This is a genomic window from Solibacillus isronensis (assembly GCF_900168685.1).
GTDB lineage: Bacteria > Bacillota > Bacilli > Bacillales_A > Planococcaceae > Solibacillus > Solibacillus isronensis_A.
Window position 1 is genome coordinate 377,889 of record NZ_FVZN01000014.1, and the last position, 25,282, is coordinate 403,170.

A 25,282-nucleotide genomic window follows, 5' to 3' on the forward strand; every position below is an offset into this window, starting at 1 on the left:
CAGTTTGGAAGGAGAGACATGTAGTGGAAAATCATAAAGGGATTTTGCTAGAAAGTGGAACAAATGAGCTTGAAATTGTTGAATTTGAGGTGGCGAATAATAAGTTCGGTATTAATGTAATTAAAGTAAAAGAGATTATTCAGCCAATACCAGTGACATTTATTCCACATGTACATCCACATGTTGAAGGCATAATTCAATTGCGTGGGGAAGTATTACCGGTTGTAGATATGTTAAAAGTATTAGGCATACCTACTGAAAACCGAAACCCACAGCAAAAATATATTGTGGCAGAATTTAATAAACAACGTGTTGTATTCCACGTGGATAACGTTACACAAATTCACCGTATTTCCTGGGATCAGATTGAAAAACCTTCGGATATGTATCAAGGTGGATCATCTCAGGTGATTGGCGTAATCAAGTCTCAAGAAGAAATGATTTTACTACTGGACTTTGAACGAATCATGGTTGACATTAATCCCGAATCTAGTATTAGTGTGGATGCTGTTAAGAAACTTGGCAAGCGTGAACGCACTGAAAAGAAAGTCATTATTGCAGAAGACTCACCGTTATTGCGTAAACTATTATTCGATACGATGAATGAAGCAGGCTATGTGAATACGGAGTTTTTCGAAAATGGCCGTGATGCATACGAATATTTGGAAGCGTTGGCGAAGGCAGATAAACAAATTGAAAACCATGTACAGCTCGTTGTTACAGATATTGAAATGCCACAAATGGACGGACACCATTTAACTAAGAAAATTAAATCACATCCTGATCTGAAAAAGCTTCCAGTCATTATTTTCTCAAGTCTGATTACCGATGATTTACGCCATAAAGGCGAACAGGTAGGAGCGGAAGAGCAAATTTCGAAACCGGAAATTGCAGAGCTGATATTACGTATGGATAAGTTAATTCTGTAAAAAATTTATCTAATAATTGATGCATTGTTTTAAAATGTATAGAATAATGAGAAAGCCGGATACTTGAAAAAGTTATTCCGGCTTTTTTGTAAACTAAAAAGGAAATTAATTTGAAATATTGTGTAACAACTTTTCTTGAAGACGCTAAAAAGAGGGTAAAAGAATACAAAGGTATTCAGAAGGAAGTGAAGCGTATTATGAAAAACATTAAGACAGCCATCATTGATATCGGTTCTAACACGATTCGACTTGTACTATACTCCTATAATAAAAACGAAGGTCTAAAGGAATTCGGAAATATTAAAACAGTAGCCCGCCTGCGCACCTATTTATTGCCAAACGGAGAAATGTCCGAAGAGGGCATTCAGCTGTTGGGTGAGACGTTAAAATCATTCCGCTTAATATTGGCCGATTATCATGTAACAGACATAAAAGCGGCAGCTACTGCTGCAGTACGTCAAGCGATCAATAATGATGTAATTATTACCCGTATGAAAGAAGAAACAGGTATTCTGATTGATATTTTAACGGAAGAAGAAGAAGCGTATTACGGATTTGTTGCCGTTGCCCATTCAATGGATACCCCATCTGCAGTGACGATTGATATTGGCGGTGGTTCGACTGAAATTACGTTATTCATCAATAAAAAGCTCCAAAAAACGATCAGCTTTCCATTTGGTACGGTTTCCTTAAAGCAAAAGTTTGTAAGCGGTACGATTATTAATAAAAGCGAGCGTGAGAAGCTGCGTGCGTTTGTAATGGAACAATTCAGCTCATTGAAATGGATAGTTGATGTAGGATTACCGGTTATTGCAATCGGGGGAAGTGCACGTAATATTGCTCAAGTTCATCAACAAAAAATAGGCTATCCACTGTCTGGTGTTCATCAATATGAGATGAATATCAGCGACTTACAACAACTGCGCGACTATTTGACAGAATTTTCGTACGATAGTCTAAGACAGCTGGATGGCCTTTCTTCAGACCGGGCCGATATTATTGTTCCAGCATTGGAAGTTTTTATGGCGCTCCTATCTACTGTAAATTCGAACTCTTTCCAGGTCAGTAAAAAAGGCTTGCGGGAAGGGCTCATTATTAGCCGAGTTTTGCAAGGGAATCCTCAAGCCTATGATAAATACAATGTTTTTGAAGAAAGTGGCCGGCAGCTTGCATTAGCCTATGGGCGTACAGAAGAGGAAGTACAAACACTGGAATCATTGACAGAGCAATTATACCGGGGCTGTATTAATTTAAAGCTATTTGAATATAGTGAAGTAGATATACAGCTATTAAAGAAAGCCGCAAAAGTTTATGGAATCGGAGAATATATCGAGCTGGACTCCTCCAGCCAGCATACATTTTATTTAATCTCCAATCAATCAATACCAGGGATGTCGCATATTAATCGGGTTAAACTGGCCTTGCTGGCATCGTATAAAAACCGTGATTACTTTTTGCGTTTTGCACGACCATTTGATTCCTGGATTTCAAAAGAAGAATTTAAAAAGCTGCGCGATTTTGGCGCAATTTTAAAATTTGTATATGCCCTGAACATGACGAAGCGTAATGTCGTTAAAAATATCGCGATCCAAAAAGTAAGCAACCAATTTCACATAGAAGTACTGACTTCTGAGCGTGCAATAGCTGAAATGGCTCAGGCAGAAAAACAGAAAAAGCATATTGAGCGTGTTTTCAAAGGCGATGTAAAACTTAAGTTCAAGGAAGAAAGGCAGGGTTGATATGACAATGAATATGGAAAAGGATCCGCTTTTTGATCCGGAGCATGGGGACTTTGAAAATAGTCCGGATTTCAGTATCGAGCTGCTTGAGGAAATTGCTAAGCCGCAGTATTACAACAACCGTGAATTGAGCTGGCTCGCTTTTAATGAACGAGTTTTGGAAGAAGCGGAAGATACTAATAACCCGTTGTTGGAACGGATGAAGTTTTTGGCAATATTCAGTTCTAATTTGGATGAATTTTTCATGGTCCGAGTTGCGGGTTTGCAAGACCAAATTCGTGCAGGTTATCATAAGCCCGAAAATAAGTCCGGATTAACACCGAAAGAGCAGCTTGCTAAAATTGCTGAACGTACTCAAGCATTAGTAAGACGCCAAACGGAAGTGTACCGCCATTTAGTGCATGAACTTTTACCGAAAGAACATGTGCATATTCTTGATTTGAAAATGCTGAATGAGCAAGAGAAAAGTTATGTTAATGAATTTTTTGAAGAAACGATATTTCCTGTCCTAACACCTGTTGCGGTCGACGCCTACCGTCCGTTTCCCACATTGTTGGGACGTACACTCAACTTGTTTGTCATGCTGGAAAACAGCAGTGGGGATTTGGAAAACAACATGGATAAAGTAGCAATTGTTCAAGTACCCTCCGTATTGAACCGTTTTATTAAAATTCCGTCAAATGGCAAAAAGACGTTGTTCGTGTTATTGGAAGATGTTATTTCAAGTAATATCGACCGTTTATTTTTAGGTTATAAAGTGAAATCGACCCAAGCATTTCGGTTAACGCGAAATGCAGATTTGACTATCCATGAGGAAGGTGCACAGGACCTGTTAGTGGAAATCGAAAAGGAATTGAAAAAGCGCAAATGGGGCGTCGGTTCACGTTTGGAAGTACGTGACGGTGAGATGAATGATGATGTGCTGGATTATTTACTGGATGAATTTGAACTGGGAGAATCCGATGTTTTCAAAATTGATGGCCCGCTCGACTTAACGGCAATGTTCGGTTTTGTTAAAGAGATTTCGGTAGGACGGGAGCATCTGGAGTATGAAAGTTTTATTCCACAGCCTCCCCATGATTTACAGTCGGACGAAAATATATTTGAAAAAGCGTTAACCCAAGATATATTCTTCCATCATCCATACGAATCATTTGGACCGATTGTTGATTTTATCGCGGAAGCAGCGGAAGATCCGAGCGTTTTGGCAATTAAGCAAACGCTGTACAGGGTAAGTGGCAATTCGCCGATTATTCAAGCTTTAAAGCAGGCGGCGGAAAACGGTAAACAGGTGACTGTTTTAGTAGAATTAAAAGCACGATTTGATGAGGAAAATAATGTGCATTGGGCCAAACAGCTTGAACAAGCAGGATGCCTTGTCATTTATGGAATGAATAATTTAAAAACACATTCAAAGATTACACTTGTCGTCCGTCGACGCAATGGGAAAATTGAACGCTTTGTTCATCTAGGAACCGGCAATTACAATGATGCTACTGCAAAAATCTATACGGATATGGGGATCATTACATCGCATAAAGAATTTGGTATTGATGCGACAAACTTCTTTAATTATTTAAGCGGCTATACGGATAAACCTGAATTCCATCATATTGTCGTCGCACCATTTGATATTCGTGATGAATTCCTTGATTTAATCGATAAGGAAATTGCATTACATAAGCAATATGGAAACGGGTTTATCCGGGCAAAAATGAATTCTTTAACCGACAAGGATTTAATGATGAAACTTTATGAGGCGTCGATTGCAGGAGTAAAAATCGAGCTGATTATCCGTGGCATTTGCTGTCTGCGTCCGGGCATTCCGGGAATTTCGGAAAATATAACCGTATTAAGCATTGTTGGCCGTTTCCTTGAGCACTCCCGGATTTTCTGGTTCCATCATAACGGGGAGGATAATCTATATTTATCTTCTGCGGACATGATGACCCGGAATATGATTAAACGTGTGGAAATACTGTTTCCGATCTATTCACCGGAAATAAAATATCGGATCCAGCGCATTATGCTGCTACAAATTAAAGATAATCAAAAAGTACGCATCCAGGATTCAAATGGGAAGTACCATTATAAAGAAGGCCATCATAGTGATGTCCGAATTAACAGTCAGGAAATCTTTCTAGCCGAGTCACTCGGTTCGATTATGGAAGAATAGTAGAAGAGATTAAGCTATGGACAAAATGTTCATAGCTTTTTGGTTTTATCTGGTGCCGGGACTGGGGATTTATTAGAACAACTATAAAAGTTATTAGAATAAAGAACCGCGATATTAGAACATCTGAAGGTGATATTAGATCAAAGCACATAAATTTTAGAACATGTTGATGATATATTAGCACATCGCAATTTTATTGGAACAAATAAATTTATATTAGACGATTTGACGGTATATTAGAAAATCCAAACTCATTACTCACTCCATTCCTCTAAAAAAGAAAACCTACTATATAAACAGTAAAATCCTACATAGAACAGAGAAATTTTAATATTTTAGTATTTATTTCTCCTCTATTATAGTAAACTCTATTTATGAATGACTGTTCATTTTATAGGCGAAGGGGATGGATAAAATGTTACAAGGCAAGGCTGGAGCTGGCGTTATTCATTCAGCTGCCGCAAAAGCCGGGGTGCTCTCGTTGACACGTTCGCTTGCGGTTGAATGGGGCGGCCAATATGGGATTCGCGTAAATGCCATTGCACCAGGGCCAATTGAGCGTACAGGCGGGGCCGATAAATTATGGGAATCGGAAGAACAAGCAAAACGTACATTGAATTCTGTTCCATTAAGGCGTCTTGGCACACCTGAGGAAATAGCCGATCTAGCGGTATTTATGCTATCAGATAAGGCAAGCTATTTAAACGGAGAATGCATTACTTTAGATGGCGGACAATGGCTGAATCAGCACCCGTTTTAACTTTTTTAAATGATATCATAAAAGAATAAATTCCAAATTATTGCTGTATACTATCGCTAACTGTTAAAAGGAGGCGATCACAATCGGAATATGGCTTTATCCAACGATTTTTGTTGTCATCATACTATGTTTTATAGGCTATTATTTAACGGTACGTGTTGGACATAATATAGAAGGCAGCGGTCAGGAACGTGATTCGGAAGTGCCTGAAGAAATTCAGGAGCATCCATTCCTGCTCAACCCGATTATTTTATCGTATGCAGTTTTTGGCACATTTACAGGTATTATTATTTTTTATTATTGGGCAAGGGGTTACTGAAAATAATGCATAATGGGACGAATCTTCTCGTCTTATTATGCTTTTTCTTTTGCAATCATAGGCGCCTTTCATAGTCATAAAAATGATCTGTATGGTATGATAGAGATTAGAGAAACTGTTTTGTCGAAAGACGGGGCAAAGAATAACGGCAGTAAGTTTTCAGTTTATCTTAGTATGGTGCTGCCCGTTATTAGCGGGATAAAGGAGTAGAATGTCATGATTTCAACGAACAACAGAGCTTTACTAGATATGCCTATAAAAGATTTTATTATTTCATCTGAGAAGGTCGCCCATGTACAAAGTGGAAACAACGCTGAACATGCATTATTAGTTTTAACAAAAACGGGGTATTCTTCTATTCCGGTTCTGGATGTAAAGTATCGGTTAAAAGGATTATTAAGTACCAAAATGATAACGGAGTCTATTTTAGGCTTAGAGCGAATTGAATATGATAGATTAGCAGACATTCGTGTGGATGAGGTCATGAACCAGGAAGTTGTGTATTTAAAAATTACGGATACATTCCAACGTGCACTCGATCTAGTAATTAACCACGCCTTTTTATGTGTAGTCGATGAAGAGGGCACATTTGTCGGTATTATGACGCGAAGAATTATTTTAAAACAATTAAAGAAATATATTTACCAGCAAAACGCTTAAAATATGTCGACAAAGTCCTAATGGGATTTTGTCGTTTTTTTAACCGTTTGTTCGGAAAGGAAGGGTTGTCAGTGACAGCAACAGAAGCAGAGATCATTAAAGTGTTGGCAGAAGAGAGAAATATGCGAAAAGCGGCAGAACGCCTTTTTTTAACGCAACCAGCACTGTCACAGCGACTTCAATCAATTGAAAAAGAATGGGGCGTACAAATATTTATTCGTTCCCAAAAAGGATTAACACCAACGCCTGCGGGAGAACTGGTTATTCAATATTCAAATGATTTGATTGTAAAGCGGGAGGAAATTTTTGAAACGATCCACTCGTTGAACACAAAAGTGCACGGTACATTAAAAATTGCCTGTGCTTCGATTGTCGGTCAAAATTGGCTGCCAAAAGTATTAAAAGACTATGTAACAAAATATCCGGATACGAAAATTTCATTAATTACTGGATGGAGCTCTGAAATCATAAAAGCTCTTTATGACGGCGAAGCACATATCGGCATTGTCCGCGGACAGGCAGAATGGAAAGGGAAGAAAATTCATTTGTTCCGCGATACGATGTACTTAGTGGATAAGGAAATCCAGGATATGGAAGATATATTGACATCCGACCGCCCGTTTATCCAATTTAAAAGCGATTCGAATTATTACCAGGAAATTCAGCAATGGTGGCAACGTCATTTCAACTACAATCCAAAACATCAAATCATTGTAGATCAGATTGAAACTTGTAAGCAAATGGCTGTAAATGGTATCGGTTATGCTATTTTACCTTCAATTACGTTGAACGGTGAAGAAAATGTTCATAAAATCCCTTTAGCCAATAATGGCAATGATGACGGGCTAACACGGGATACATGGCTGATCGGATATGAATCGACATTCGAATTACGCCAAGTGGAAGCTTTTGTCGATTTAGTACAAGATCATGCACGCTGCCTGTATGATTACTCAAGTGAAACCAACTAAAAAAATAGTTTTAATATTACTGAAAATTTAGTACAATTATTCATGTTAAAAAATCTAACACGCAGCGAGGTGTCATATGGAAAAATTAAATGCACAACAAATTATTGATTTTATTTCAGAAGCAAAAAAGGTAACACCAGTAAAGGTTTATGTAAAGGGAATTGGTGTTGCGGATTTATCATTTGGTACCGAAAGCAAAGTGTTTGGTGAAGGTAATAATGCGGTAGTTTTTGGTGAATGGACTGAAATTGAAGCATCATTAAAAAAATATGCAGATCTTATCGAAGACTATGTAGTAGAAAGTGATCGTCGTAATTCGGGTGTACCACTTTTAGATACGAAAAAAATAAATGCACGAATTGAACCAGGTGCAATTATCCGTGATCAAGTTACAATCGGTGACAATGCAGTCATTATGATGGGTGCCATCATTAATATTGGCGCAGAAATTGGTGCAAAATCAATGATTGATATGGGCGCGGTACTAGGTGGTCGTGCAACAGTAGGAGCAAACTGCCATATCGGTGCAGGAACTGTTCTTGCAGGCGTAGTAGAACCACCGAGTGCTTTACCGGTTGTTGTAGAAGATGATGTTGTCATCGGTGCAAATGCCGTAGTATTGGAAGGTGTTCGCATCGGTAAAGGTGCAGTAGTAGCAGCAGGAGCAATCGTTATTAAAGACGTTGAGCCATACACAGTCGTTGCAGGAGTACCAGCTCGTCAAATCAAAGTATTGGACGAAAAAACAAAATCGAAAACAGAAATTATCGATTCACTGCGTAACTTATAAAAAGGCGGGAACGACATGAGGCATCTTATTGAAGTAAGAAGAGACCTACATAAAATTCCTGAAGTAGGCTTTAATGAATTTAAAACACAGAGCTATTTACTCCATTTTATTTCAAATCTGAATCAGCAGCATTTGCAAATAACGACTTGGAAAACAGGAATTGTTGTATTTATACAAGGGATAAGCCCGTCAAAGCTGATTGGTTGGCGTACAGATATAGATGCACTTCCTGTACAAGAAGAGACAGGACTCCCGTTTGAATCGGAGTATGCCGGTTTTATGCATGCTTGCGGTCATGATTGTCATATGTCGATTGCGCTTGGACTTGTAGAGGCGTTTTCAAAACAGCCGCCTGTTCAAAATGTCGTTGTTTATTTCCAACCTGCGGAGGAAGGTCCAGGTGGTGCAGAACCGATGCTGGAGTGGCTAAAAGCAGAACAGCCTCATCTTGTTGCAGATGAACTCTATGCACTACATATCGCTCCGGAATATCCGGTAGGTACGATTGCAACAAGACCAGGGCTTCTGTTTGCCAATACTTCCGAGCTGTTTATTGATTTGAAAGGGATTGGCGGTCATGCAGCCTACCCTCATAAAACAAGGGATATGACGGTTGCGGCATCCAATTTAGTGATGCAGCTGCAAACAATTATAAGCCGGAATGTCAATCCAATGGATAGTGCAGTCATTACGATCGGAAAAATGACTTCTGGTACAGTTCAGAATGTCATTGCAGAAAATGCGCGTCTTGAAGGAACAATTCGAACATTGAATGCACAGGCAATGGCAGAAGTAAAACGTCGTATTGAAGCAATATGCAAAGGAATTGAAGCCGCATTTGAATGCTCTATCGCTATTGATTACGGCTCAATGTATTATGAGGTAAATAATGATCCTAATTGTGCCAATGCTTTACTGGAGTTTGCTGAACAGTTTGAAGGGACAACCGCTTATGAATGTCCTGCTGCAATGACAGGTGAAGACTTCGGTTATTTCATCAAGGATTTGCCAGGCGCGATGTTCTGGACAGGAGCCAATTCAAACTACGGCCTCCACCATGCTAAAATGGCACCGGACGAATCACTTATTCCTCTAAATTGCCGCTTCGTCGAACAATTTATCCGCCAGCTGGTATAACATACGAAAAAGGCTATCCAATAAATTTTGGATAGCCTTTTTTAATTATTATGAAGTTGCTTTCATTAAATGAGGCGCTTTTTTGTTTGTCCATAAATAGGCAAGCGTGAAACAGCCGACGAGCACAAAAGTTCCCAAAATATATGGCGAATTCGGGTTCCAATCGAACAGGACACCTGCAAGTGCTGGACCGAACATATTGCCGAGGCTCATATAAGCATTGTTCATACCGGCAGCAAAGCCTTGTTCATTACCAGCAAGCTTTGAAATAAGTGTATTTACTGCAGGACGAATGAACGTTGTGGCAATCGAGAACAGGGTAGCGACAACTAAAATGATGAAGAAGCCACTAATGTAAATAACGAGCAGCATCATTGCGGCCGCCAACAGCAAGTTGACTAAAATAACTTTCATTTCCCCGAAACGTTTAAACAATTTATTCACGACGAACATTTGAAGTACTACACCCGCAAAACCGCCGACTGTTAAAATAATGGCGATTTCTGATGGGGTATAACCAAATTTATGGTCTAAATAAAGCGTTAAAGTTGCTTGGAAATTGGAAATACCAAAACTGAACGTGAAGACAATGATTAAAAAGATGAAATAGGAGGTCTTCACAGATTTGACCATTTGTCTAAACAGTTTTTCACGTGGCGCAATTGTCTGTCGAATATTTTTAATATTAGGTAAATATATAGCGGACAAGATTGCAGCCATATATGCTACAGTTCCGGCTAAAAAGAAAGGGAATGTCAAATTTACTTCAGATAAGAACCCGCCTACACCCGGACCGACCATAAAGCCTAAAGACATTGCGGCACCGATCATACCCATCCCTTTCCCGCGCTCTTCAAATGTCGTAATATCGGCTACAAATGCCATAATTGGCGCCATAATAAATGCTGCGCCTGTCCCGCTTAAAAAACGTGCTAAAAATAATACCCATACTTCTGAAGCGAGACCGAATAAAATTTGTGAAGAACCGTATACGATAAGCCCGCCAATAATGAACATTTTCCGGCCATGGCGGTCCGACAAATCTCCGGCAACCGGAGAGAACAGAAATTGAGCAAGAGCAAAGCCTGCAATTAAAAAGCCGAGCACTTGTCCTCCGACACCGAACACTTGCAAATAGGCAGGCATAACAGGAACAATAATCCCGATACCGCCCATTGTAATGAACATATTAAACATTAATAAATAAAGCGCTAACTTATTGGATTTTTCTGTCATAGAATGCCAGCCTTCCTGTTTAGGTATTTCGATACTAGAAATATATATTTATATTAAATATCATACTCTAAAATTTTCAAAATTGCATTTAATCATGTCGAATCTTCATAAAGAAATCGTTAGTAGGAAACATTTGTATGCAGCTGATACAAGTCATAAACTATCCGGTATTTATACTAACAAGTATACCCCCTACACTTCATCTTTTGTGTAGGGGGTAATTAAAAATTAGTAGTTTAAAAACGCTATTTCGATACTATATATGGTTCACCAAGAATTTCATGCAACTTGTATTCGTCTGGTGAAAGTTTTTGATTAATAAAAGATTGAACATCGGATTTTTCCAGATCATACATCACTTCAATTTCTTTAGAAAAAATTAGTTTTTCCGTTTTTAAAAGTGTAGGTAATGAAGGCTGTTCTGTTGGTTGAAGTTCCTCTGCATTCATAACTTGTTTTAAGCCGTCAATATAGGCCTGTAACGGCTGACCACCAACAATTTTGACACCCTTATTTTCCTTGTTCACTATGATGATCGATGGGAAACCTCTAACTCCGAGAGTTTTTACAAGGTCAAAATCTTCATTTAATAATTGTTGTCCGATTGGTTGCTCTGCTTTACTTACAATTGATTCTCCATCAAGTCCAAGCTGATTGACAAGTTCCACTAAAACAGACCGATCAGAAATATTCTCATTGAAAACAAAAAGGGCTTCTCTAGCACGACGTAAATATTCGGATGCAATTTCTTCGCTATAATTTTTTTGGAGAACTTTAAAAACATGAGATGGCGGATAGGATGATTGAACAGGATTATCCACCATTAGTGATCCATCAATCGGCATTCTTGAATACTCGCCTACTTCTCGCCAATGGCCAGCAACGTCAGCTGGCTTATATATTCCGTTTGCAGGATCAATCGGTCCGTCATGCCATTTTTCCAGCAGACCGCCCATTACTGTATGGAAGTTGAAATGCTTTCCATACTGTTTTACAAAACGGCCAATTACAGGTTCAATTGCCCAACAATGTGAACAAATAGGATCGGTTACGTAATAAAGATCCACTGATTTTTCCTGTTTGTTAAAATCAATTAGTTCCAATTCATTTTCCTCAGCCACACCACAAACCCCAGTTACTAAATCACAAACCATATTATTATTTTTCAATGTCTACTCCTCCCTTAAGTGATATCTTTGTTCTATAATTGAATTGTAAAATAAGTTAAATACATTGCGTACCGATAGTTCGGGCGATGTGTTGTATATTCAACACATTCGAAAATCTGTATAAAAAGTAGGAGGGATAAAAATGAAGGAAGTAAAAGTAGACCCTAGAATACGTCGGACACGTAAACTAATAATGGATGCTTTTATAGATCTTTCAAGTCAGAAGGAATTTAAGGATATAACGGTGAAGGATATTACAGCTGAGGCGATGATTAACCGTGCAACTTTCTATTATCATTTCGAAGATATTTACGATCTTTTGGATAAATCATTATCGGAAGTATTATTAGTTAATTTAAACTGTGAGACGTACAAAAGCAGTGAATTAAATGAAGAAGTGATAAGCAGCATTTTCATAGCTATTACAGATTTCCAAATGTCACTGTCTACTCGTTGTCATCGAGGCTATGAAGATACGATTGCTCGAATTATCAGGGAACAGCTTGAAATCATTTTTTATCATATGCTCCTTAAACAGCGATCAAATGATGATGAACAAACAATAAAGCTAATGGCAGTCATGCTGAGCTGGGGATTATACGGAGCTTCTGTGGAATGGAAAAGAAGCATTAAAGAAGTTGAACCGGAATCCTATATTAAATCAGTTTTACCATTTATCATGTCCGGAGTAAGCGGCATGTGAAAGGGGAATTGTGGATGAATTATAAATTTTGGACTGTTGTCATGATACAAAAAGAGGATAAAGTATTGTTGCTCAACCGTCAGCATGATCATTTCAAAGGATATATTCCACCGGGTGGTAAAGTGGATTTTCCTGAAGGCTTTGCTGAAGGTGCAATCCGGGAAGTAAAAGAAGAGACCGGGTTGGAAGTACAATCTTTGGTGTTTAAAGGAATCTCCCATTACACGAATCCGGAATTGCACGATCATTTTATTATTTATAATTATTGGACGGATGATTTTACGGGGGAAGTTTTAGACTCCTGCACAGAAGGGGAGCTGGAGTGGGTTAAGATTAGCGAGGCTAAATATTACCCGATGCAGGAAGACATTCAAGTTCGTTTCGATTTGTTCTTCGAGCCAGGAACATTTGAAATCCATACAATGTGGGATGAACAAAATAATCAAATCGACAAGCGTATCATACATAAGCTATAAAAAAAGCGTGACCAAATTTGTTGGCCACGCTTTCGTTTTATTTCAAGCTCATTTTAAATTCAAGGAAGTATTCATTGTATTTTCCTAGCCATTCAAGGCCAAGGTTTTCGTAAACTTCCAATTTTTCACGCTGGTCATGTGGCGGGTAGAAACGTTCATCGTTAATAACTTCCTCATCCATCAGTTCCCAAGCGGCTTCATTAGGTGTTGAATAGCCGACATAGTCTGCATTTTGTGCAGCATTTTCAGGATCAAGCATGAAGTTGATAAATTTATGGGCACCTTTAATATTTTGTGAAGTTTTTGGAATAACCATATTATCGAACCACAAGTTAGAACCTTCTTGCGGTACGGCAAACTCTAACTCTTCATTTTCCCACATCATATCTGCGGCCTGACCGGAGAATGTTAATGCTACAGATGCTTCATTATTTATCATAAGCGGTGTTATTTCATCACCAATAATTGCTTTAATATTTGGTGAAAGCTCAATTAGGTGATCTGTCGCTTTACGCAATAAGTCATCATCTTTCACATTAAGTGACTCACCGATTGAGTTCAGTCCCATTCCGACTACTTCACGTGAGCCATCCACCAGAAAGACTTTCCGTTTTAATGATGGATCCCATAAGTCTTCCCAAGTTTCGAACGTTAAATGGTCATCGATTAAATTCGGATTATAGACAATTCCAACTGTTCCCCAGAAATAAGGGATGGAGTATTCATTACCAGGGTCGAATGGCAAATCCAGAAAATCTTCATTAATATTTTGCAGATTCGGAACTAAGTTATGATCAATCGGAATGAGCAGGTCATCTTCCTTCATTGATTCAATCGTATATTCGGAAGGAACCGCAATATCATAGGCAGAGCCGCCTTGCTGTACTTTCGTCAACATTGCTTCATTTGAATCAAATGTTTCATACGTTACTTTAATTCCAGTTTCTTCTTCAAACTTATCGATTAATTCCGGGTCGATATATTCACCCCAGTTATAAACCGTTAATGTATCTTTGCTTCCTGCAGAACCGGCTGATTGCATACGGTCAACTGTGAAAAACAGCAGGGCACATACAATGACAATGGCAGTCGTTGCTTGAACTAATTCTCTCATCGTTGTCCCCCCGTTGCTACAGATTTTGAACGTTTGTTAATAAAGTAGTATCCGATAACGATTAATACCGTTACAGCAAATACTAACCCTGAAATAGCATTGATTGTTAACGAAATGCCGGCACGGGCCATTGAGTAAATTTCAACAGATAATGTACTGAAGCCATTTCCTGTTACGAAAAATGTAACCGCAAAGTCATCCAATGAATACGTTAATGCCATGAAGAAACCGGCGAAAATTCCTGGTGAAATATACGGTAAAATAACACGTGTCAATACATCGCGTTTCGTTGCACCTAAGTCACGTGCAGCATCAATCAGGGAAGTGTTCATTTCAAGTAATTTCGGTAAAACCATAAGTACAACGATCGGTACACTGAACGCAACATGCGATACAAGTACTGAAGCGAACCCTAGTTTTACACCGATCATCGTAAATAAAATTAAGAAGCTTGCACCGATAACAACATCAGGTGAAACAATCAGAACATTATTTAACGAAAGCAATGTATTGCGCATTTTTTTGTCTTTCAATGAAACAATACCGATTGCCCCGAGTGTTCCGATAATCGTTGCGATTAAACCTGATAATAAGGCAACGAGTACTGTGTTCAGCAAAATGATAATTAATCTTGAATCTTCAAATACAGCCGCATAGTGCTCAAGTGTGAATGACTCGAAATTATTCATGTTGCCGCCACTGTTAAAGGAGTAGAAAATTAAATAAAATATTGGTGCGTAAAGGATCGCGAATACGAAAAGTAAATATACTTTCGACATAGCGGACAACTTTTTCATCAGACACGTCCTCCTTTAGATTTTTGTCTAGTAAACAGCATTGTAAGCACCATGAATAAAATTAAGAACACGGCAATTGTCGAACCCATACCCCAGTTTTGGGAAACAAGGAATTGCTGCTCAATCGCCGTACCTAAAGTTATAACCTGGTTTCCGGCGATTAAACGTGTAATCATGAACAGCGACAATGCAGGAATGAACGTTACTTGAATACCTGATTTTACGCCGTCGATTGTCAGTGGGAAAATGACACGTCGGAAAGTTGTCCATGCATTTGCCCCTAAATCTCGTGATGCGTAAATAAGTGAAGGATTCATTTTGTCCAATGAGTTGAAAATCGGAATAATCATAAATGGAATGAAAATATAAACCGATACAAATACAAAACTAAAGTCCGTAAATAAAATTTGCTTTGGATCAAAACCAAATACTTCAATCATTGCATTGATTGGACCGTATAAACCGAAAATGCCGATAAATGCATATGTTTTTAACAGCAGGTTAATCCAAGAAGGAATAATAATGAGCATAAGCCATAATTGTTTATGCTTCGTTTTAGTCAATAAGTAAGCAGTAGGATAGGCAAATAATAATGTAAACAATGTAATTAAAAATGCATACCAGAAACTGCTCAATGTCATTTTCAAATAAACCGGTGTAAAGAACTTCGCATAGTTGGCCAATGTAAAGTTCCCGTTTAAATCAAGAACTGAATAATAGACGATTAACGCAATTGGTGCGATAACGAATAAAATTATCCAAAATACGTAGGGGATTAACGGTCCTTTAGCTGTTTTATTCATGCTCTTCATCCCCATACGCTTCTAAACGTTTATCGAAATCTTCTTCCGTTTCGTTTAAACGCATTACGTGAATTGCTTCCGGATCAAAGTCCAATCCGATTTCCGCGCCAACTTCCGCTTTCTTCAATGAGTGGACAAGCCATTCATTGCCGTCTTTATCATATGTCGATAATTCGTAGTGCACACCGCGGAACAGCTGTGTATCTACTGTTACGATCAGCTTGCCTTTTTCAGGTGTTGTAATTTCCAAGTCTTCCGGACGAATGACAATATCAATTTTTTCATTCCGCTTCATCCCGGCATCGACACATTCGAACTCTTTTCCGGCAAATTTTACACGGTAATCTTCAATCATGATACCGTCCACAATATTGGATTCACCGATAAAGTCTGCAACAAAACGGTTGATCGGCTCATCGTAAATATCTACAGGTGTACCGGATTGCTTAATTTCACCTTGGGAAAGGACAAAAATTTCATCACTCATTGCAAGTGCTTCTTCCTGGTCATGTGTAACAAATATAAATGTCTTACCAAGACGCTGCTGCAGTTCGCGAAGCTCGTACTGCATTTCTGTACGCAATTTTAGATCAAGTGCAGATAAAGGCTCATCAAGTAAAATCACGTCCGGATCATTGACGATCGCACGGGCAATCGCAACACGCTGACGCTGCCCACCAGACATTTCCGAAATTTCACGGCTACCATAGCCCGCCAAGTTTACGAACTTCAACGCTTCCTGCACACGTTCTTTCACTTCGGCTTCTTTTACTTTTTTGATTCGTAAGCCAAATGCCACGTTTTCAAAAACATTCAAATGAGGGAAGAGTGCATAATCCTGGAATACTGTATTTACTTGGCGTTCATTTGCAGGAACATTATTAATTCGTTTTCCATTGAAGAAAACATCCCCTGTAGAGGCGTCGGTAAACCCGGCGATAATACGTAAAATCGTTGTTTTCCCGCATCCGGATGGTCCAAGTAGTGTATAGAACTTACCTCGTTCCAATTCAAAGTTAATATTTTTTAAAACTACTGTTCCGTCATCATATGATTTTGTGACATTTTCAAAGCGAATAATCGTGTTATCCATTATGCATCCTCCTAATTTATAAATATGATTGTGTCGCGACAAGGAGCAATTTTGTTATGCCACTGTGCGCATTGAAAATTTGATGGTTGGAAGATGCTTCGTAATATACGGCATCACCTTCACTAGCGATATATTCTTCACTGCCAAGAACGACTCGAATTCGCCCGTTTTGAACATAGATGAACGTTTCTGCCAGTGACGGCTCAAATGCTTTAAATTCTGCATCTTTTTGCAATGTAATGAAAACTGGCTCCATTTCCTTTTCATTTGAGGTAGGAATAAGCCACTCGATTTCATATTTTTTATCTTGATCAATGAAGCATGTTTGTTCATTTTTCGTGAAGACAATTTTTTCATTTTTTTCCGTGTCATCAAAAAAGTCTCGTGGCGTACACCCGAGAACTTCCAGTAAGTTAAACAATGTTTCAATGGAAGGGGAATTTAAGTCTCGCTCTAATTGGGAAATATAACCTTTTGTTAAATCGGTACGTTCCCCGAGCTCTTCCTGGGTAAGCCCTTTTTTTATGCGAAGGGCTTTAATTTTTGAACCAATTTGCATATAGTCACACCCCTTATATTTTTCGCTCAATAGTTTACTGTTTATAAACCTTGAGTAAGGAAGTTTACTTTTACATTACTTTAAGTTTACGAAAGCACTAATAATTATACATAATTAATATGTATTTTCAAGGGTCTTGTCCAAATATATATTGATATATGTCTTGGGACATTTGAATGGTACCGAAAAAACCGTCATTACATATGTTACAACGAGGTGAATATAAATGAGGATTCGAACAATAATGCCATCGTTAAGTGGCGCGACGAAAATATTAAATCGGAAGAATACCTACGAAGAAACTGCTAAAGCGACATTGGTTTATTTCTGGTCAATGAGCTGTTCGGAATGTGCCCATTCCATCAAAAACCTGAAGGAACTGGAACGTATATTTGGGGATCGGTTAACGGTTCATGCGATTCATATGCCAAGAGAAGAATCGGATTATTCTGAAGCACTTGTTAAAGAGAAAATAAAGCAATTGGAAATAATATACCCTGTTTACCTTGATAATGAACTAAAAATAAGCGACCGGTTTGGGAACAAATTCGTACCTGCCTACTATATATTTGATCAACAGCAGCAACTGCGCTTTTTTAAGGCCGGCTATTTTGCATTGAAATTACTGCAACAGAAAATAGAACGTATTATTTAATGACAACAGCTGTTTCAATGCGTTAAACTAGTGGCAACTGGATGTTCGGAGGAGAAAAGAATGAAAAAAGAATTCGTAGTAATAGGGCTGGGACGTTTTGGAGGAAGTATCGTACGTGAACTCGTTAAACAGGGGGCCAATGTAATGGCTATCGATACAGACAGTGAACGTGTCGATGAATTTGCCCGTATTGCAACACAGGCTGTAGTAGCGGATACGACAGAAGAGGAAACAATCAAATCACTTGGTTTATGGAATTTCGAACATGTCATTGTAGCGATTGGTGAAGATATCCAATCGAGTATTTTGACAACGCTTATTTTGAAAGAGCTCGGCGTTCCGCAAATTACCGTAAAGGCGCAAAACGACTACCATGAAAAAGTATTGCTGAAAATCGGGGCAGATTTTGTCGTTCACCCTGAACGTGATATGGGTATCCGGATCGCCAATAACATGATGTCAAACAGTGTCCTTGATTACTTGGAGATTTCCGGTGAACATTCCATCATGGAAATTAAAGCAAACGAAAGTATTGCCGGCCAATCGTTAATCGAGCTGGATGTACGGGCAAAATACGGCTTGAACATCGTCGGCATTACACGCGGTGATGAAATCATGATTTCCCCAAATGCAACAGAACGCATTGAAGTAGGGGATGTTCTGCTTATAATCGGAGCAGATGTCGATATTAACCGATTTGTGAAGAAGGTTATTCAGAAGTAAGGTAGACTGTTATTAACGAAAATATATTCGGATATAATTAAAAATCCATCATCTTGCGAAAGCAAAATGATGGATTTTTTATATTGAGGACTAGTCCCTTTTTATACTTCCATAATGATCGGTAAAATCATTGGACGACGTTTCGTTTTCTCATATAAATATGGGCCTAATACATCGGTAATTTCATTTTTCAAATCATTCCATTGTGTATCTTTTTCCTGAATCGTGCTGTTTAAATGATGGTTCAGCATTTTTTGTGCTTCATTGATCATCATGCCTGATTCACGCATATACACAAATCCGCGAGAAATAATATCCGGACCGGAAACAATTTTGTTTTTAGCCATATCGACACTTACGACTACGATGACTAAACCTTCTTCTGAAAGAATTCGGCGGTCGCGTAATACGATATTGCCGATATCCCCGATTCCATTACCATCGATATACACATCGCCTGAAGGAATGCGTCCTGCAACATGTGCTTCATTTGCACTTAATGCAAGAACATCACCGTTTTCCATAACGAATGAGTTTTCCAATGGAACTTCACAAGCTTCAGCTAATTCCGTATGAATTTTCAACATACGATATTCACCATGAATCGGCATAAAGAATTTTGGTTTCATTAAACGAAGCATAAGCTTTTGTTCTTGTTGAGAACCGTGACCTGAAGTATGGATATTATTTAATGCGCCATGGATAACTTCTGCACCAGCGCGGAATAATAGGTTAATGATTTTGTTTACGCTCATCGTGTTACCAGGAACCGGAGAAGATGAGAATACAACTGTATCACCAGGCTGGATTTGAATTTGACGGTGTGTACCGTTAGCAATACGTGATAATGCAGCCATCGGTTCACCTTGAGAACCGGTACATAAAATCATCACTTCATTTGCAGGTAAACGGTTTAAGCTTTGTATATCGACAAATGTTTCTTTAGGTGCTGTAATATAGCCTAATTCACGGCCGATTGTAATCGCATTATCCATTGATCGACCGAACACAGCAACTTTACGGCCATATTTCACGGCTGCATCTGTTGCCTGTTGTAATCGGTGGATATTTGAAGCAAATGTTGCAAAAATAATCCGACCATCAACTTTACGGAAAATTTCGTCAATGCTTTTCCCGACTGTACGCTCAGACATTGTAAAATCTGGCTTTTCGGCGTTTGTACTATCCGATAGTAAACAAAGAACGCCATCACGGCCAATTTCTGCCATTTTCGTCAAGTTAGCAGGCTCGCCTACTGGAGTAAAGTCAAACTTAAAGTCACCAGTATGCACAATATTACCCGGTGGTGTCTTGATGACAATACCATATGCATCTGGAATACTATGTGTTGTACGGAAGAAGCTAACAGCTGTTTTACGGAATTTAATGACATCATTCTCTTTAAATTCAATCAGTTTTGTTGTGCGTAATAAGCCGTGCTCTTCTAATTTGTTGCGAAGTAGACCTAGTGCAAGTTTTCCGCCGTATACAGGAACATTAACTTGACGTAATAAATATGGAATACCACCGATATGATCTTCGTGACCGTGTGTTATAAATAAGCCTTTGATTTTGTCTACGTTTCGAACTAAATACGTATAGTCTGGAATTACATAGTCAATGCCAAGCAAATCGTCTTCAGGGAATTTAATACCTGCATCTATTAGTATGATTTCATCTTGGAATTGTACTGCATATGTGTTTTTGCCGATTTCGCCCAGTCCGCCGAGTGCGAATACAGCCGCTTGATCATTCTTAACGAATTTCATAACAATTAAGCGTTCTCCAGACGGAAATTCGGGCTATTTTGTTCATATTCTAAATAGTTGCCTTCTAGAAGTTGAACAAGTTCGATATTGTAGTTACGGTCTTTTAAATAGTGACGTACTTCACGTTCAGACGACGCCTCTAAATAAAGTGTTTTTGTGTTTTCGCGAACTGGAATCTCAGAAATGTTTTCTTGATAATAGACTTTGTAAATCATAGTTACTCTCCTTTAAGTACGAACATTATTACTGCACTTCTAACTTGTAGAAAAATGCATTTCCTTTATATTATCACGGGACTCCTTTAAAATAAAGAAAAGCCCTTCAAATTTCGTGAACATCAAAGTGGCCACGAATGAAAAAAATGGCACGTCCTGTAATCGGGCGTGCCACTCTAAATGAAGTGTTAGGCAATTAATTTTTTTCCGAGGATGCCATTTAATCGTTTTCGCCATTTCTTTTTGAGACGTTTTAACATAGGTCATCACTCCTCACACTCATTATACTAAATATTCAGATTTTTGTAAAGGGTCTATAAAAATAAAGGAGCGTTATAAATTGAAGAAAATATTATTTTTTGATGTAGACGGTACTCTATATAATTCAGATAAAAAATTACCTGCTTCAGCAAAGGAAGCGATATTCAAGGCACGTGAAAACGGTCATGAAATTGCGATTGCAACAGGCCGTGCGCCATTTATGATAAAAGATATACTGGAAGAGCTTGAAATCGATACATATGTGACATTTAACGGGCAATATGTAGTTTATCAAGGCGAAGTCGTTTATACAGATCAAATCGCCAACGAAACTTTAACAGAAATTCTCGAATTTGGCGCACAGCGAAATCATCCGTTAGTTTTCCTGAATGAAAAGGAAATGATTGCTTCAGAAAGCGACTATGAAAGTGTGGAAAGCAGTTTATCGACACTTCAATATCCATATCCGCAAATCGATCCGCAATACTATTTGCATACGCCGGTTTATCAAACACTTGTATTTATAGAAGAAAAAGACCAGCCGATTTATGAACAGCAATTCCCTCAAGTACAATTTATCCGTTGGCATCCTTTCTCTTGTGATGTGCTTCCGGATGGTGGTTCAAAGGCAAATGGCATTCGAAAATTGCTGGAACATATTAATTTTCCGATAGAGGATGTTATAACATTTGGCGATGGATTAAATGACATTGAGATGCTGTCAGAGTTTGGCTATAGTGTTGCGATGGAAAATGGTCATGACCGTGCAAAGGAAGTAGCTTCAATGATTACGGGGCATGTGGACAATGACGGCTTGGCTGACGCGATGAAGAAATTGAAGTTAATTTAGTCAGGTTAGGGAAAAGCGTTGTGAAAGAATTTTTCACAGCGTTTTTTTGTTTGAGAAGTCTGATCTGGGTTTTATTGGAACAAGGTTAATATTTATTAGAAAATCGGATATCGATATTAGAAAGAATGGAAAGGATATTAGAACATCGCGCTGGTATTTTAGAACAATGGACAGTTATATTAGAAAATCTCATTTTTATTAGAACATTTAATAAGATATTGGAACATTTATGAATTTATTAGAACTTTCACAAGCTAAATTGACTTTCTTCTATAATAACTGATTAAAAAAAGAACCCATTTTCGCTCCTAACGAAAATGGGTTCTGCTGAAGTTAATCTCTTCCGAATGGAATGCTGTTTTCTAATTGGACAAACGGGTCTTTTTCATCGATGCGATCGTAAAACATAACACCATTTAAATGATCAAGCTCGTGTTGGAATGCGATTGCAGGAAGTCCTGATAAACGCATTTTCTTTTCTTCTCCGTCCACTGTCATAAACTTCACAGTGATACGTGCATAGCGATAAACATAGCCAGGCACAGCACGGTCTACAGATAAGCAGCCTTCACCGCTTGTTATATAAGTCTGTTCAACAGAATGGCTTACAATTTTAGGGTTAATCGCGACAAAGCTAATCTGTTCGCCGTTATCATCTTCCAAATGCAGTGCAAACATACGTTTTAAACTGTTTACCTGGTTTGCAGCTAAGCCGATGCCGCCGCGTAAATTATATTTTTCAGCAATTTCAGGATCTTGGCTATTAATTAAATATTGCAGCATATCATCTGCGAGTTTTCGATCTTCTGCAGATAACGGAAAAGTAACTTCTTCCGCGCGGGTACGTAAAGTAGGGTGTCCTTCACGGATAATATGTTCCATTAAAATCATGTGAAACTTCCTTTCAGTTCAAACTTATATGTGTAAGTATACACGACTCTCCGGAATCGAAGTAAGAAAAATGCTTCTCCAAAAGAAATTTATCATAAATTTAGATTTAACAATTCATTATAAGGGAATGAATAAATCGTGTGGTGTTATAAATTAAATAATAAAATTTATTGGTGTTTTTTCTATTATAGTACAGAGGTGATTCCACTGTAATACAGGTAATGTAACTGTATTAGTTTTAACAAATGTGAGGAAAAATCTTTAATTAAGATGATAAACAATGATTGACCGATAGAATTTTATTCTTTATACTCGGTGTATAGAAACGTTGTACTAGTAAAAAACGAAAATTTTTTAATACAGTTCAAAGGGGATGTAAACAATGGCAGAAAAAATGAAGAATCAATTGGACCCAGCTGGAACGTTACAGGAAATTGAAAGTAAGTTTGAGATGTTCCAAATTTTAAACGAGCAGGGTGAAATAGTAAATGAAGCGGCAATGCCGGACTTAACAGACGAGCAATTAGTTGAATTGATGGAACGTATGGTTTACGTACGTATTTTAGATCAACGTTCGATTTCGTTAAACCGCCAAGGACGTCTTGGTTTCTATGCACCGACTGCGGGTCAAGAAGCTTCACAACTTGCATCGCACTATGCTTTGGAAAAAGAAGACTGGATTTTACCGGGTTATCGTGATGTTCCGCAAATCGTTATGCACGGTTTACCTCTATGGAAGGCATTTTTATTCAGCCGTGGTCACTTCATTGGTAACCAAGTACCGGAAGGCGTTAATGTATTGGCACCACAAATTATTATCGGTGCACAATATATCCAAACTGCTGGTGTAGCACTTGGTTTACAAAAACGTGGTTCAAAAACAGTTGCGATTACTTACACAGGTGATGGTGGTTCATCACAAGGTGATTTCTACGAAGGAATTAACTTTGCAGGTGCATTCAAATCACCGGCGATTTTCATTGTACAAAACAACCAATATGCAATTTCAACACCGCGTGAATTACAGACATCTGCTAAAACAATTGCACAAAAAGGTGTAGCGGCAGGTATTCCATGTGTATTAGTAGACGGAATGGACCCATTAGCAGTATATGCAGCGACAAAGGATGCGCGTGACCGTGCTGTTCGTGGTGAAGGGCCAACATTAATCGAAACAATGTGTTATCGTTATGGGCCACATACGATGGCAGGGGATGACCCTACACGTTACCGTACAACGGATATCGACAATGAATGGGCTGCGAAAGATCCATTAGTACGCTTCCGCACATTCCTTGAAGGTAAAGGTTTATGGGATGAGCAAAAAGAAGAAGCAGTAATTGAGCGTGCTAAAGAAGAAATTAAAGATGCTATTAAACAAGCAGACCAAGCACCAAAACAAAAAGTTACGGAATTAATGGAAAATATGTACGCTGGAGAAATGCCGGCGAACTTAAAAGAACAGTATGCGATTTATAAAGAGAAGGAGTCGAAATAAGCCATGGCACAAATGACAATGATTCAAGCAATTACAGATGCATTACGTTGCGAATTAAAAAATGACGAGAACGTTTTAGTATTCGGTGAAGACGTTGGTGTAAACGGTGGGGTATTCCGTGCAACAGAAGGTCTTCAAAAAGAATTCGGCGTTGATCGTGTATTTGATACGCCACTTGCAGAATCAGGAATCGGTGGTTTAGCAATTGGTTTAGCGTTAACTGGATACCGTCCAGTGCCTGAAATTCAATTTTTCGGCTTCGTATTCGAAGTAATGGATTCTATCAGCGGGCAATTAGCTCGTATGAGATACCGTTCAGGCGGTACGTATAATGCACCAGTAACAATCCGTTCTCCATTTGGCGGTGGTGTTCATACGCCTGAAATGCACTCGGATTCATTAGAAGGGTTGATGGCTCAATCACCAGGATTAAAAGTAGTTGTTCCGTCAACACCATATGATGCAAAAGGTTTAATGATTGCTTCGATTCGTGATGATAATCCGGTTATTTTCTTAGAGCATTTAAAACTTTACCGTTCATTCCGTGAAGAAGTTCCGGAAGAGTCATATACGATTGAATTGGGTAAAGCAGATGTGAAGCGTGAAGGAAAAGACCTTTCGATCATTGCTTACGGCTTAATGGTTCACGAGAGTCTAAAAGCGGCAGAAGAATTGGAGAAAGAAGGCTACTCAGTAGAAGTAATCGATTTACGTACAATTCAGCCGTTAGATGTCGAAACGATTATCGCATCTGTTGAAAAAACAGGTCGCGCAATTGTTGTTCAGGAAGCGCAAAAGCAAGCAGGTATTGCGGCAAATGTAGTCGCAGAAATTACAGAACGTGCAATTCTATCATTGGAAGCGCCAGTATTACGTGTTGCTGCACCAGATACAATCTATTCATTCCCACAAGCGGAAGGTGTATGGCTACCTACGTATAAAGATGTAATGGAAACTGCAAAGAAAGTCTTAACATTCTAAGAATTGAG

General features: G+C 38.6%; 24 protein-coding genes and 1 pseudogene. 15 read left to right on the top strand and 10 right to left on the bottom strand.

The annotated features are described in order from the left end of the window. Positions 1–23: 23 nt before the first annotated feature. The 8 genes and pseudogenes from B5473_RS10445 to B5473_RS10485 all read left to right on the top strand — a co-directional run bounded on the left by B5473_RS10445 (position 24) and on the right by B5473_RS10485 (position 9,481). On the top strand, positions 24–929 hold the full coding sequence (locus tag B5473_RS10445) for a chemotaxis protein (protein WP_079524865.1): 906 nt from the start codon (positions 24–26) through the stop codon (positions 927–929). Between the two features lie 197 nt (positions 930–1,126). Further along, complete coding sequence (locus B5473_RS10450) at positions 1,127–2,668, top strand: Ppx/GppA family phosphatase (protein ID WP_079528658.1); 1,542 nt, start codon at positions 1,127–1,129, stop codon at positions 2,666–2,668. Position 2,669: 1 nt separating this feature from the next. Next, the gene (locus B5473_RS10455) at positions 2,670–4,844 is read left to right on the top strand and encodes an RNA degradosome polyphosphate kinase (RefSeq protein WP_079524867.1); all 2,175 of its coding nucleotides are present in this window, start codon (positions 2,670–2,672) and stop codon (positions 4,842–4,844) included. Positions 4,845–5,274: 430 nt separating this feature from the next. Further along, a pseudogene (locus B5473_RS10460) lies at positions 5,275–5,604 on the top strand (SDR family oxidoreductase); the annotation flags it as partial. 535 nt (positions 5,605–6,139) lie between these two features. Further along, the gene (gene cbpB, locus B5473_RS10470) at positions 6,140–6,583 is read left to right on the top strand and encodes a cyclic-di-AMP-binding protein CbpB (RefSeq protein WP_079524871.1); all 444 of its coding nucleotides are present in this window, start codon (positions 6,140–6,142) and stop codon (positions 6,581–6,583) included. Positions 6,584–6,654: 71 nt separating this feature from the next. After that, the gene (locus B5473_RS10475; RefSeq protein WP_079524873.1) at positions 6,655–7,554 is read left to right on the top strand and encodes a LysR family transcriptional regulator; all 900 of its coding nucleotides are present in this window, start codon (positions 6,655–6,657) and stop codon (positions 7,552–7,554) included. 76 nt (positions 7,555–7,630) lie between these two features. After that, complete coding sequence (gene dapD, locus B5473_RS10480) at positions 7,631–8,344, top strand: 2,3,4,5-tetrahydropyridine-2,6-dicarboxylate N-acetyltransferase (protein WP_079524875.1); 714 nt, start codon at positions 7,631–7,633, stop codon at positions 8,342–8,344. Between the two features lie 15 nt (positions 8,345–8,359). Then, the gene (locus B5473_RS10485) at positions 8,360–9,481 is read left to right on the top strand and encodes an N-acetyldiaminopimelate deacetylase (protein ID WP_079524877.1); all 1,122 of its coding nucleotides are present in this window, start codon (positions 8,360–8,362) and stop codon (positions 9,479–9,481) included. Between the two features lie 48 nt (positions 9,482–9,529). Here the strand turns inward: B5473_RS10485 and B5473_RS10490 are convergent, their stop codons facing one another. Together B5473_RS10490 and B5473_RS10495 are read right to left on the bottom strand one after the other, a co-directional pair. After that, positions 9,530–10,717 (bottom strand): MFS transporter, encoded by a 1,188-nt coding sequence (locus B5473_RS10490; RefSeq protein ID WP_079524879.1) that lies wholly within the window; start codon positions 10,715–10,717, stop codon positions 9,530–9,532. Positions 10,718–10,962: 245 nt separating this feature from the next. Further along, positions 10,963–11,886, bottom strand: coding sequence for a DsbA family protein (locus B5473_RS10495; RefSeq protein ID WP_079524881.1), 924 nt, complete (start codon positions 11,884–11,886; stop codon positions 10,963–10,965). A 142-nt stretch (positions 11,887–12,028) separates the two neighbouring features. Here B5473_RS10495 and B5473_RS10500 point away from each other — a divergent pair, with 142 nt between their 5' ends. Together B5473_RS10500 and B5473_RS10505 are read left to right on the top strand one after the other, a co-directional pair. Beyond that, a complete protein-coding gene (locus B5473_RS10500) occupies positions 12,029–12,589 on the top strand; it encodes a TetR/AcrR family transcriptional regulator (protein ID WP_079524884.1) in 561 nt (186 codons plus the stop codon). 14 nt (positions 12,590–12,603) lie between these two features. Further along, positions 12,604–13,065: an 8-oxo-dGTP diphosphatase gene (locus B5473_RS10505; protein WP_079524887.1), complete on the top strand. Its 462-nt coding sequence runs from the start codon at positions 12,604–12,606 to the stop codon at positions 13,063–13,065. Between the two features lie 37 nt (positions 13,066–13,102). Here the strand turns inward: B5473_RS10505 and B5473_RS10510 are convergent, their stop codons facing one another. Genes B5473_RS10510 through B5473_RS10530 form a run of 5 tightly spaced genes read right to left on the bottom strand, consistent with a single transcriptional unit; the run spans position 13,103 to position 17,431 of the window. Continuing rightward, positions 13,103–14,179, bottom strand: coding sequence for an ABC transporter substrate-binding protein (locus tag B5473_RS10510; RefSeq protein WP_079524889.1), 1,077 nt, complete (start codon positions 14,177–14,179; stop codon positions 13,103–13,105). Then, the gene (locus B5473_RS10515; protein WP_079524891.1) at positions 14,176–14,976 is read right to left on the bottom strand and encodes an ABC transporter permease; all 801 of its coding nucleotides are present in this window, start codon (positions 14,974–14,976) and stop codon (positions 14,176–14,178) included. The genes B5473_RS10510 and B5473_RS10515 overlap by 4 nt, the downstream gene beginning before the upstream one ends. Next, the gene (locus B5473_RS10520) at positions 14,976–15,779 is read right to left on the bottom strand and encodes an ABC transporter permease (protein ID WP_079524894.1); all 804 of its coding nucleotides are present in this window, start codon (positions 15,777–15,779) and stop codon (positions 14,976–14,978) included. Before B5473_RS10520 ends, B5473_RS10515 begins: the two co-directional genes overlap by 1 nt. After that, positions 15,772–16,872 (bottom strand): ABC transporter ATP-binding protein, encoded by a 1,101-nt coding sequence (locus B5473_RS10525; RefSeq protein WP_079524896.1) that lies wholly within the window; start codon positions 16,870–16,872, stop codon positions 15,772–15,774. Before B5473_RS10525 ends, B5473_RS10520 begins: the two co-directional genes overlap by 8 nt. Before the next feature lie 16 nt (positions 16,873–16,888). Continuing rightward, positions 16,889–17,431 carry a helix-turn-helix domain-containing protein gene (locus B5473_RS10530; protein ID WP_079524898.1) on the bottom strand — a complete coding sequence of 181 codons (543 nt, stop codon included), beginning with the start codon at positions 17,429–17,431 and terminating at the stop codon, positions 16,889–16,891. 226 nt (positions 17,432–17,657) lie between these two features. Here B5473_RS10530 and B5473_RS10535 point away from each other — a divergent pair, with 226 nt between their 5' ends. After that, positions 17,658–18,086 carry a redoxin domain-containing protein gene (locus B5473_RS10535; RefSeq protein ID WP_079524900.1) on the top strand — a complete coding sequence of 143 codons (429 nt, stop codon included), beginning with the start codon at positions 17,658–17,660 and terminating at the stop codon, positions 18,084–18,086. A gap of 60 nt (positions 18,087–18,146) precedes the next feature. Further along, positions 18,147–18,809 carry a potassium channel family protein gene (locus B5473_RS10540; RefSeq protein ID WP_079524902.1) on the top strand — a complete coding sequence of 221 codons (663 nt, stop codon included), beginning with the start codon at positions 18,147–18,149 and terminating at the stop codon, positions 18,807–18,809. 101 nt (positions 18,810–18,910) lie between these two features. On the opposite strand, the gene rnjA is transcribed toward B5473_RS10540, so the two are convergent. Both rnjA and B5473_RS10550 read right to left on the bottom strand, forming a co-directional pair. Continuing rightward, positions 18,911–20,578, bottom strand: a complete 1,668-nt coding sequence (gene rnjA / locus B5473_RS10545) for a ribonuclease J1 (protein WP_079524905.1) — start codon at positions 20,576–20,578, stop codon at positions 18,911–18,913. A gap of 5 nt (positions 20,579–20,583) precedes the next feature. After that, entirely contained in the window at positions 20,584–20,793 is a 210-nt protein-coding gene (locus tag B5473_RS10550; RefSeq protein ID WP_008403475.1) for a DNA-dependent RNA polymerase subunit epsilon, read from the bottom strand. Positions 20,794–21,133: 340 nt separating this feature from the next. Here B5473_RS10550 and B5473_RS10560 point away from each other — a divergent pair, with 340 nt between their 5' ends. Next, positions 21,134–21,904, top strand: a complete 771-nt coding sequence (locus tag B5473_RS10560; protein WP_079524909.1) for a Cof-type HAD-IIB family hydrolase — start codon at positions 21,134–21,136, stop codon at positions 21,902–21,904. A gap of 333 nt (positions 21,905–22,237) precedes the next feature. On the opposite strand, the gene def is transcribed toward B5473_RS10560, so the two are convergent. Beyond that, on the bottom strand, positions 22,238–22,795 hold the full coding sequence (gene def / locus B5473_RS10565; protein WP_079524911.1) for a peptide deformylase: 558 nt from the start codon (positions 22,793–22,795) through the stop codon (positions 22,238–22,240). A gap of 382 nt (positions 22,796–23,177) precedes the next feature. Here def and pdhA point away from each other — a divergent pair, with 382 nt between their 5' ends. Together pdhA and B5473_RS10575 are read left to right on the top strand one after the other, a co-directional pair. Beyond that, positions 23,178–24,293, top strand: a complete 1,116-nt coding sequence (gene pdhA / locus B5473_RS10570; protein WP_079524913.1) for a pyruvate dehydrogenase (acetyl-transferring) E1 component subunit alpha — start codon at positions 23,178–23,180, stop codon at positions 24,291–24,293. 3 nt (positions 24,294–24,296) lie between these two features. Continuing rightward, positions 24,297–25,274, top strand: coding sequence for an alpha-ketoacid dehydrogenase subunit beta (locus B5473_RS10575; protein WP_079524915.1), 978 nt, complete (start codon positions 24,297–24,299; stop codon positions 25,272–25,274). Positions 25,275–25,282 lie beyond the last annotated feature (8 nt).

Coding starts and splice junctions, on each gene's coding strand:
- B5473_RS10450 (WP_079528658.1), top strand. CDS start 1,127: ATGAAAAACATTAAGACAGCCATCATTGATATCGGTTCTAACACGATT.
- B5473_RS10455 (WP_079524867.1), top strand. CDS start 2,670: ATGACAATGAATATGGAAAAGGATCCGCTTTTTGATCCGGAGCATGGG.
- cbpB (WP_079524871.1), top strand. CDS start 6,140: ATGATTTCAACGAACAACAGAGCTTTACTAGATATGCCTATAAAAGAT.
- dapD (WP_079524875.1), top strand. CDS start 7,631: ATGGAAAAATTAAATGCACAACAAATTATTGATTTTATTTCAGAAGCA.
- B5473_RS10485 (WP_079524877.1), top strand. CDS start 8,360: ATGAGGCATCTTATTGAAGTAAGAAGAGACCTACATAAAATTCCTGAA.
- B5473_RS10490 (WP_079524879.1), bottom strand. CDS start 10,717: ATGACAGAAAAATCCAATAAGTTAGCGCTTTATTTATTAATGTTTAAT.
- B5473_RS10500 (WP_079524884.1), top strand. CDS start 12,029: ATGAAGGAAGTAAAAGTAGACCCTAGAATACGTCGGACACGTAAACTA.
- B5473_RS10505 (WP_079524887.1), top strand. CDS start 12,604: ATGAATTATAAATTTTGGACTGTTGTCATGATACAAAAAGAGGATAAA.
- B5473_RS10510 (WP_079524889.1), bottom strand. CDS start 14,179: ATGAGAGAATTAGTTCAAGCAACGACTGCCATTGTCATTGTATGTGCC.
- B5473_RS10515 (WP_079524891.1), bottom strand. CDS start 14,976: ATGAAAAAGTTGTCCGCTATGTCGAAAGTATATTTACTTTTCGTATTC.
- B5473_RS10520 (WP_079524894.1), bottom strand. CDS start 15,779: ATGAATAAAACAGCTAAAGGACCGTTAATCCCCTACGTATTTTGGATA.
- B5473_RS10525 (WP_079524896.1), bottom strand. CDS start 16,872: ATGGATAACACGATTATTCGCTTTGAAAATGTCACAAAATCATATGAT.
- B5473_RS10530 (WP_079524898.1), bottom strand. CDS start 17,431: ATGCAAATTGGTTCAAAAATTAAAGCCCTTCGCATAAAAAAAGGGCTT.
- B5473_RS10535 (WP_079524900.1), top strand. CDS start 17,658: ATGAGGATTCGAACAATAATGCCATCGTTAAGTGGCGCGACGAAAATA.
- B5473_RS10540 (WP_079524902.1), top strand. CDS start 18,147: ATGAAAAAAGAATTCGTAGTAATAGGGCTGGGACGTTTTGGAGGAAGT.
- rnjA (WP_079524905.1), bottom strand. CDS start 20,578: ATGAAATTCGTTAAGAATGATCAAGCGGCTGTATTCGCACTCGGCGGA.
- B5473_RS10550 (WP_008403475.1), bottom strand. CDS start 20,793: ATGATTTACAAAGTCTATTATCAAGAAAACATTTCTGAGATTCCAGTT.
- def (WP_079524911.1), bottom strand. CDS start 22,795: ATGATTTTAATGGAACATATTATCCGTGAAGGACACCCTACTTTACGT.
- pdhA (WP_079524913.1), top strand. CDS start 23,178: ATGGCAGAAAAAATGAAGAATCAATTGGACCCAGCTGGAACGTTACAG.
- B5473_RS10575 (WP_079524915.1), top strand. CDS start 24,297: ATGGCACAAATGACAATGATTCAAGCAATTACAGATGCATTACGTTGC.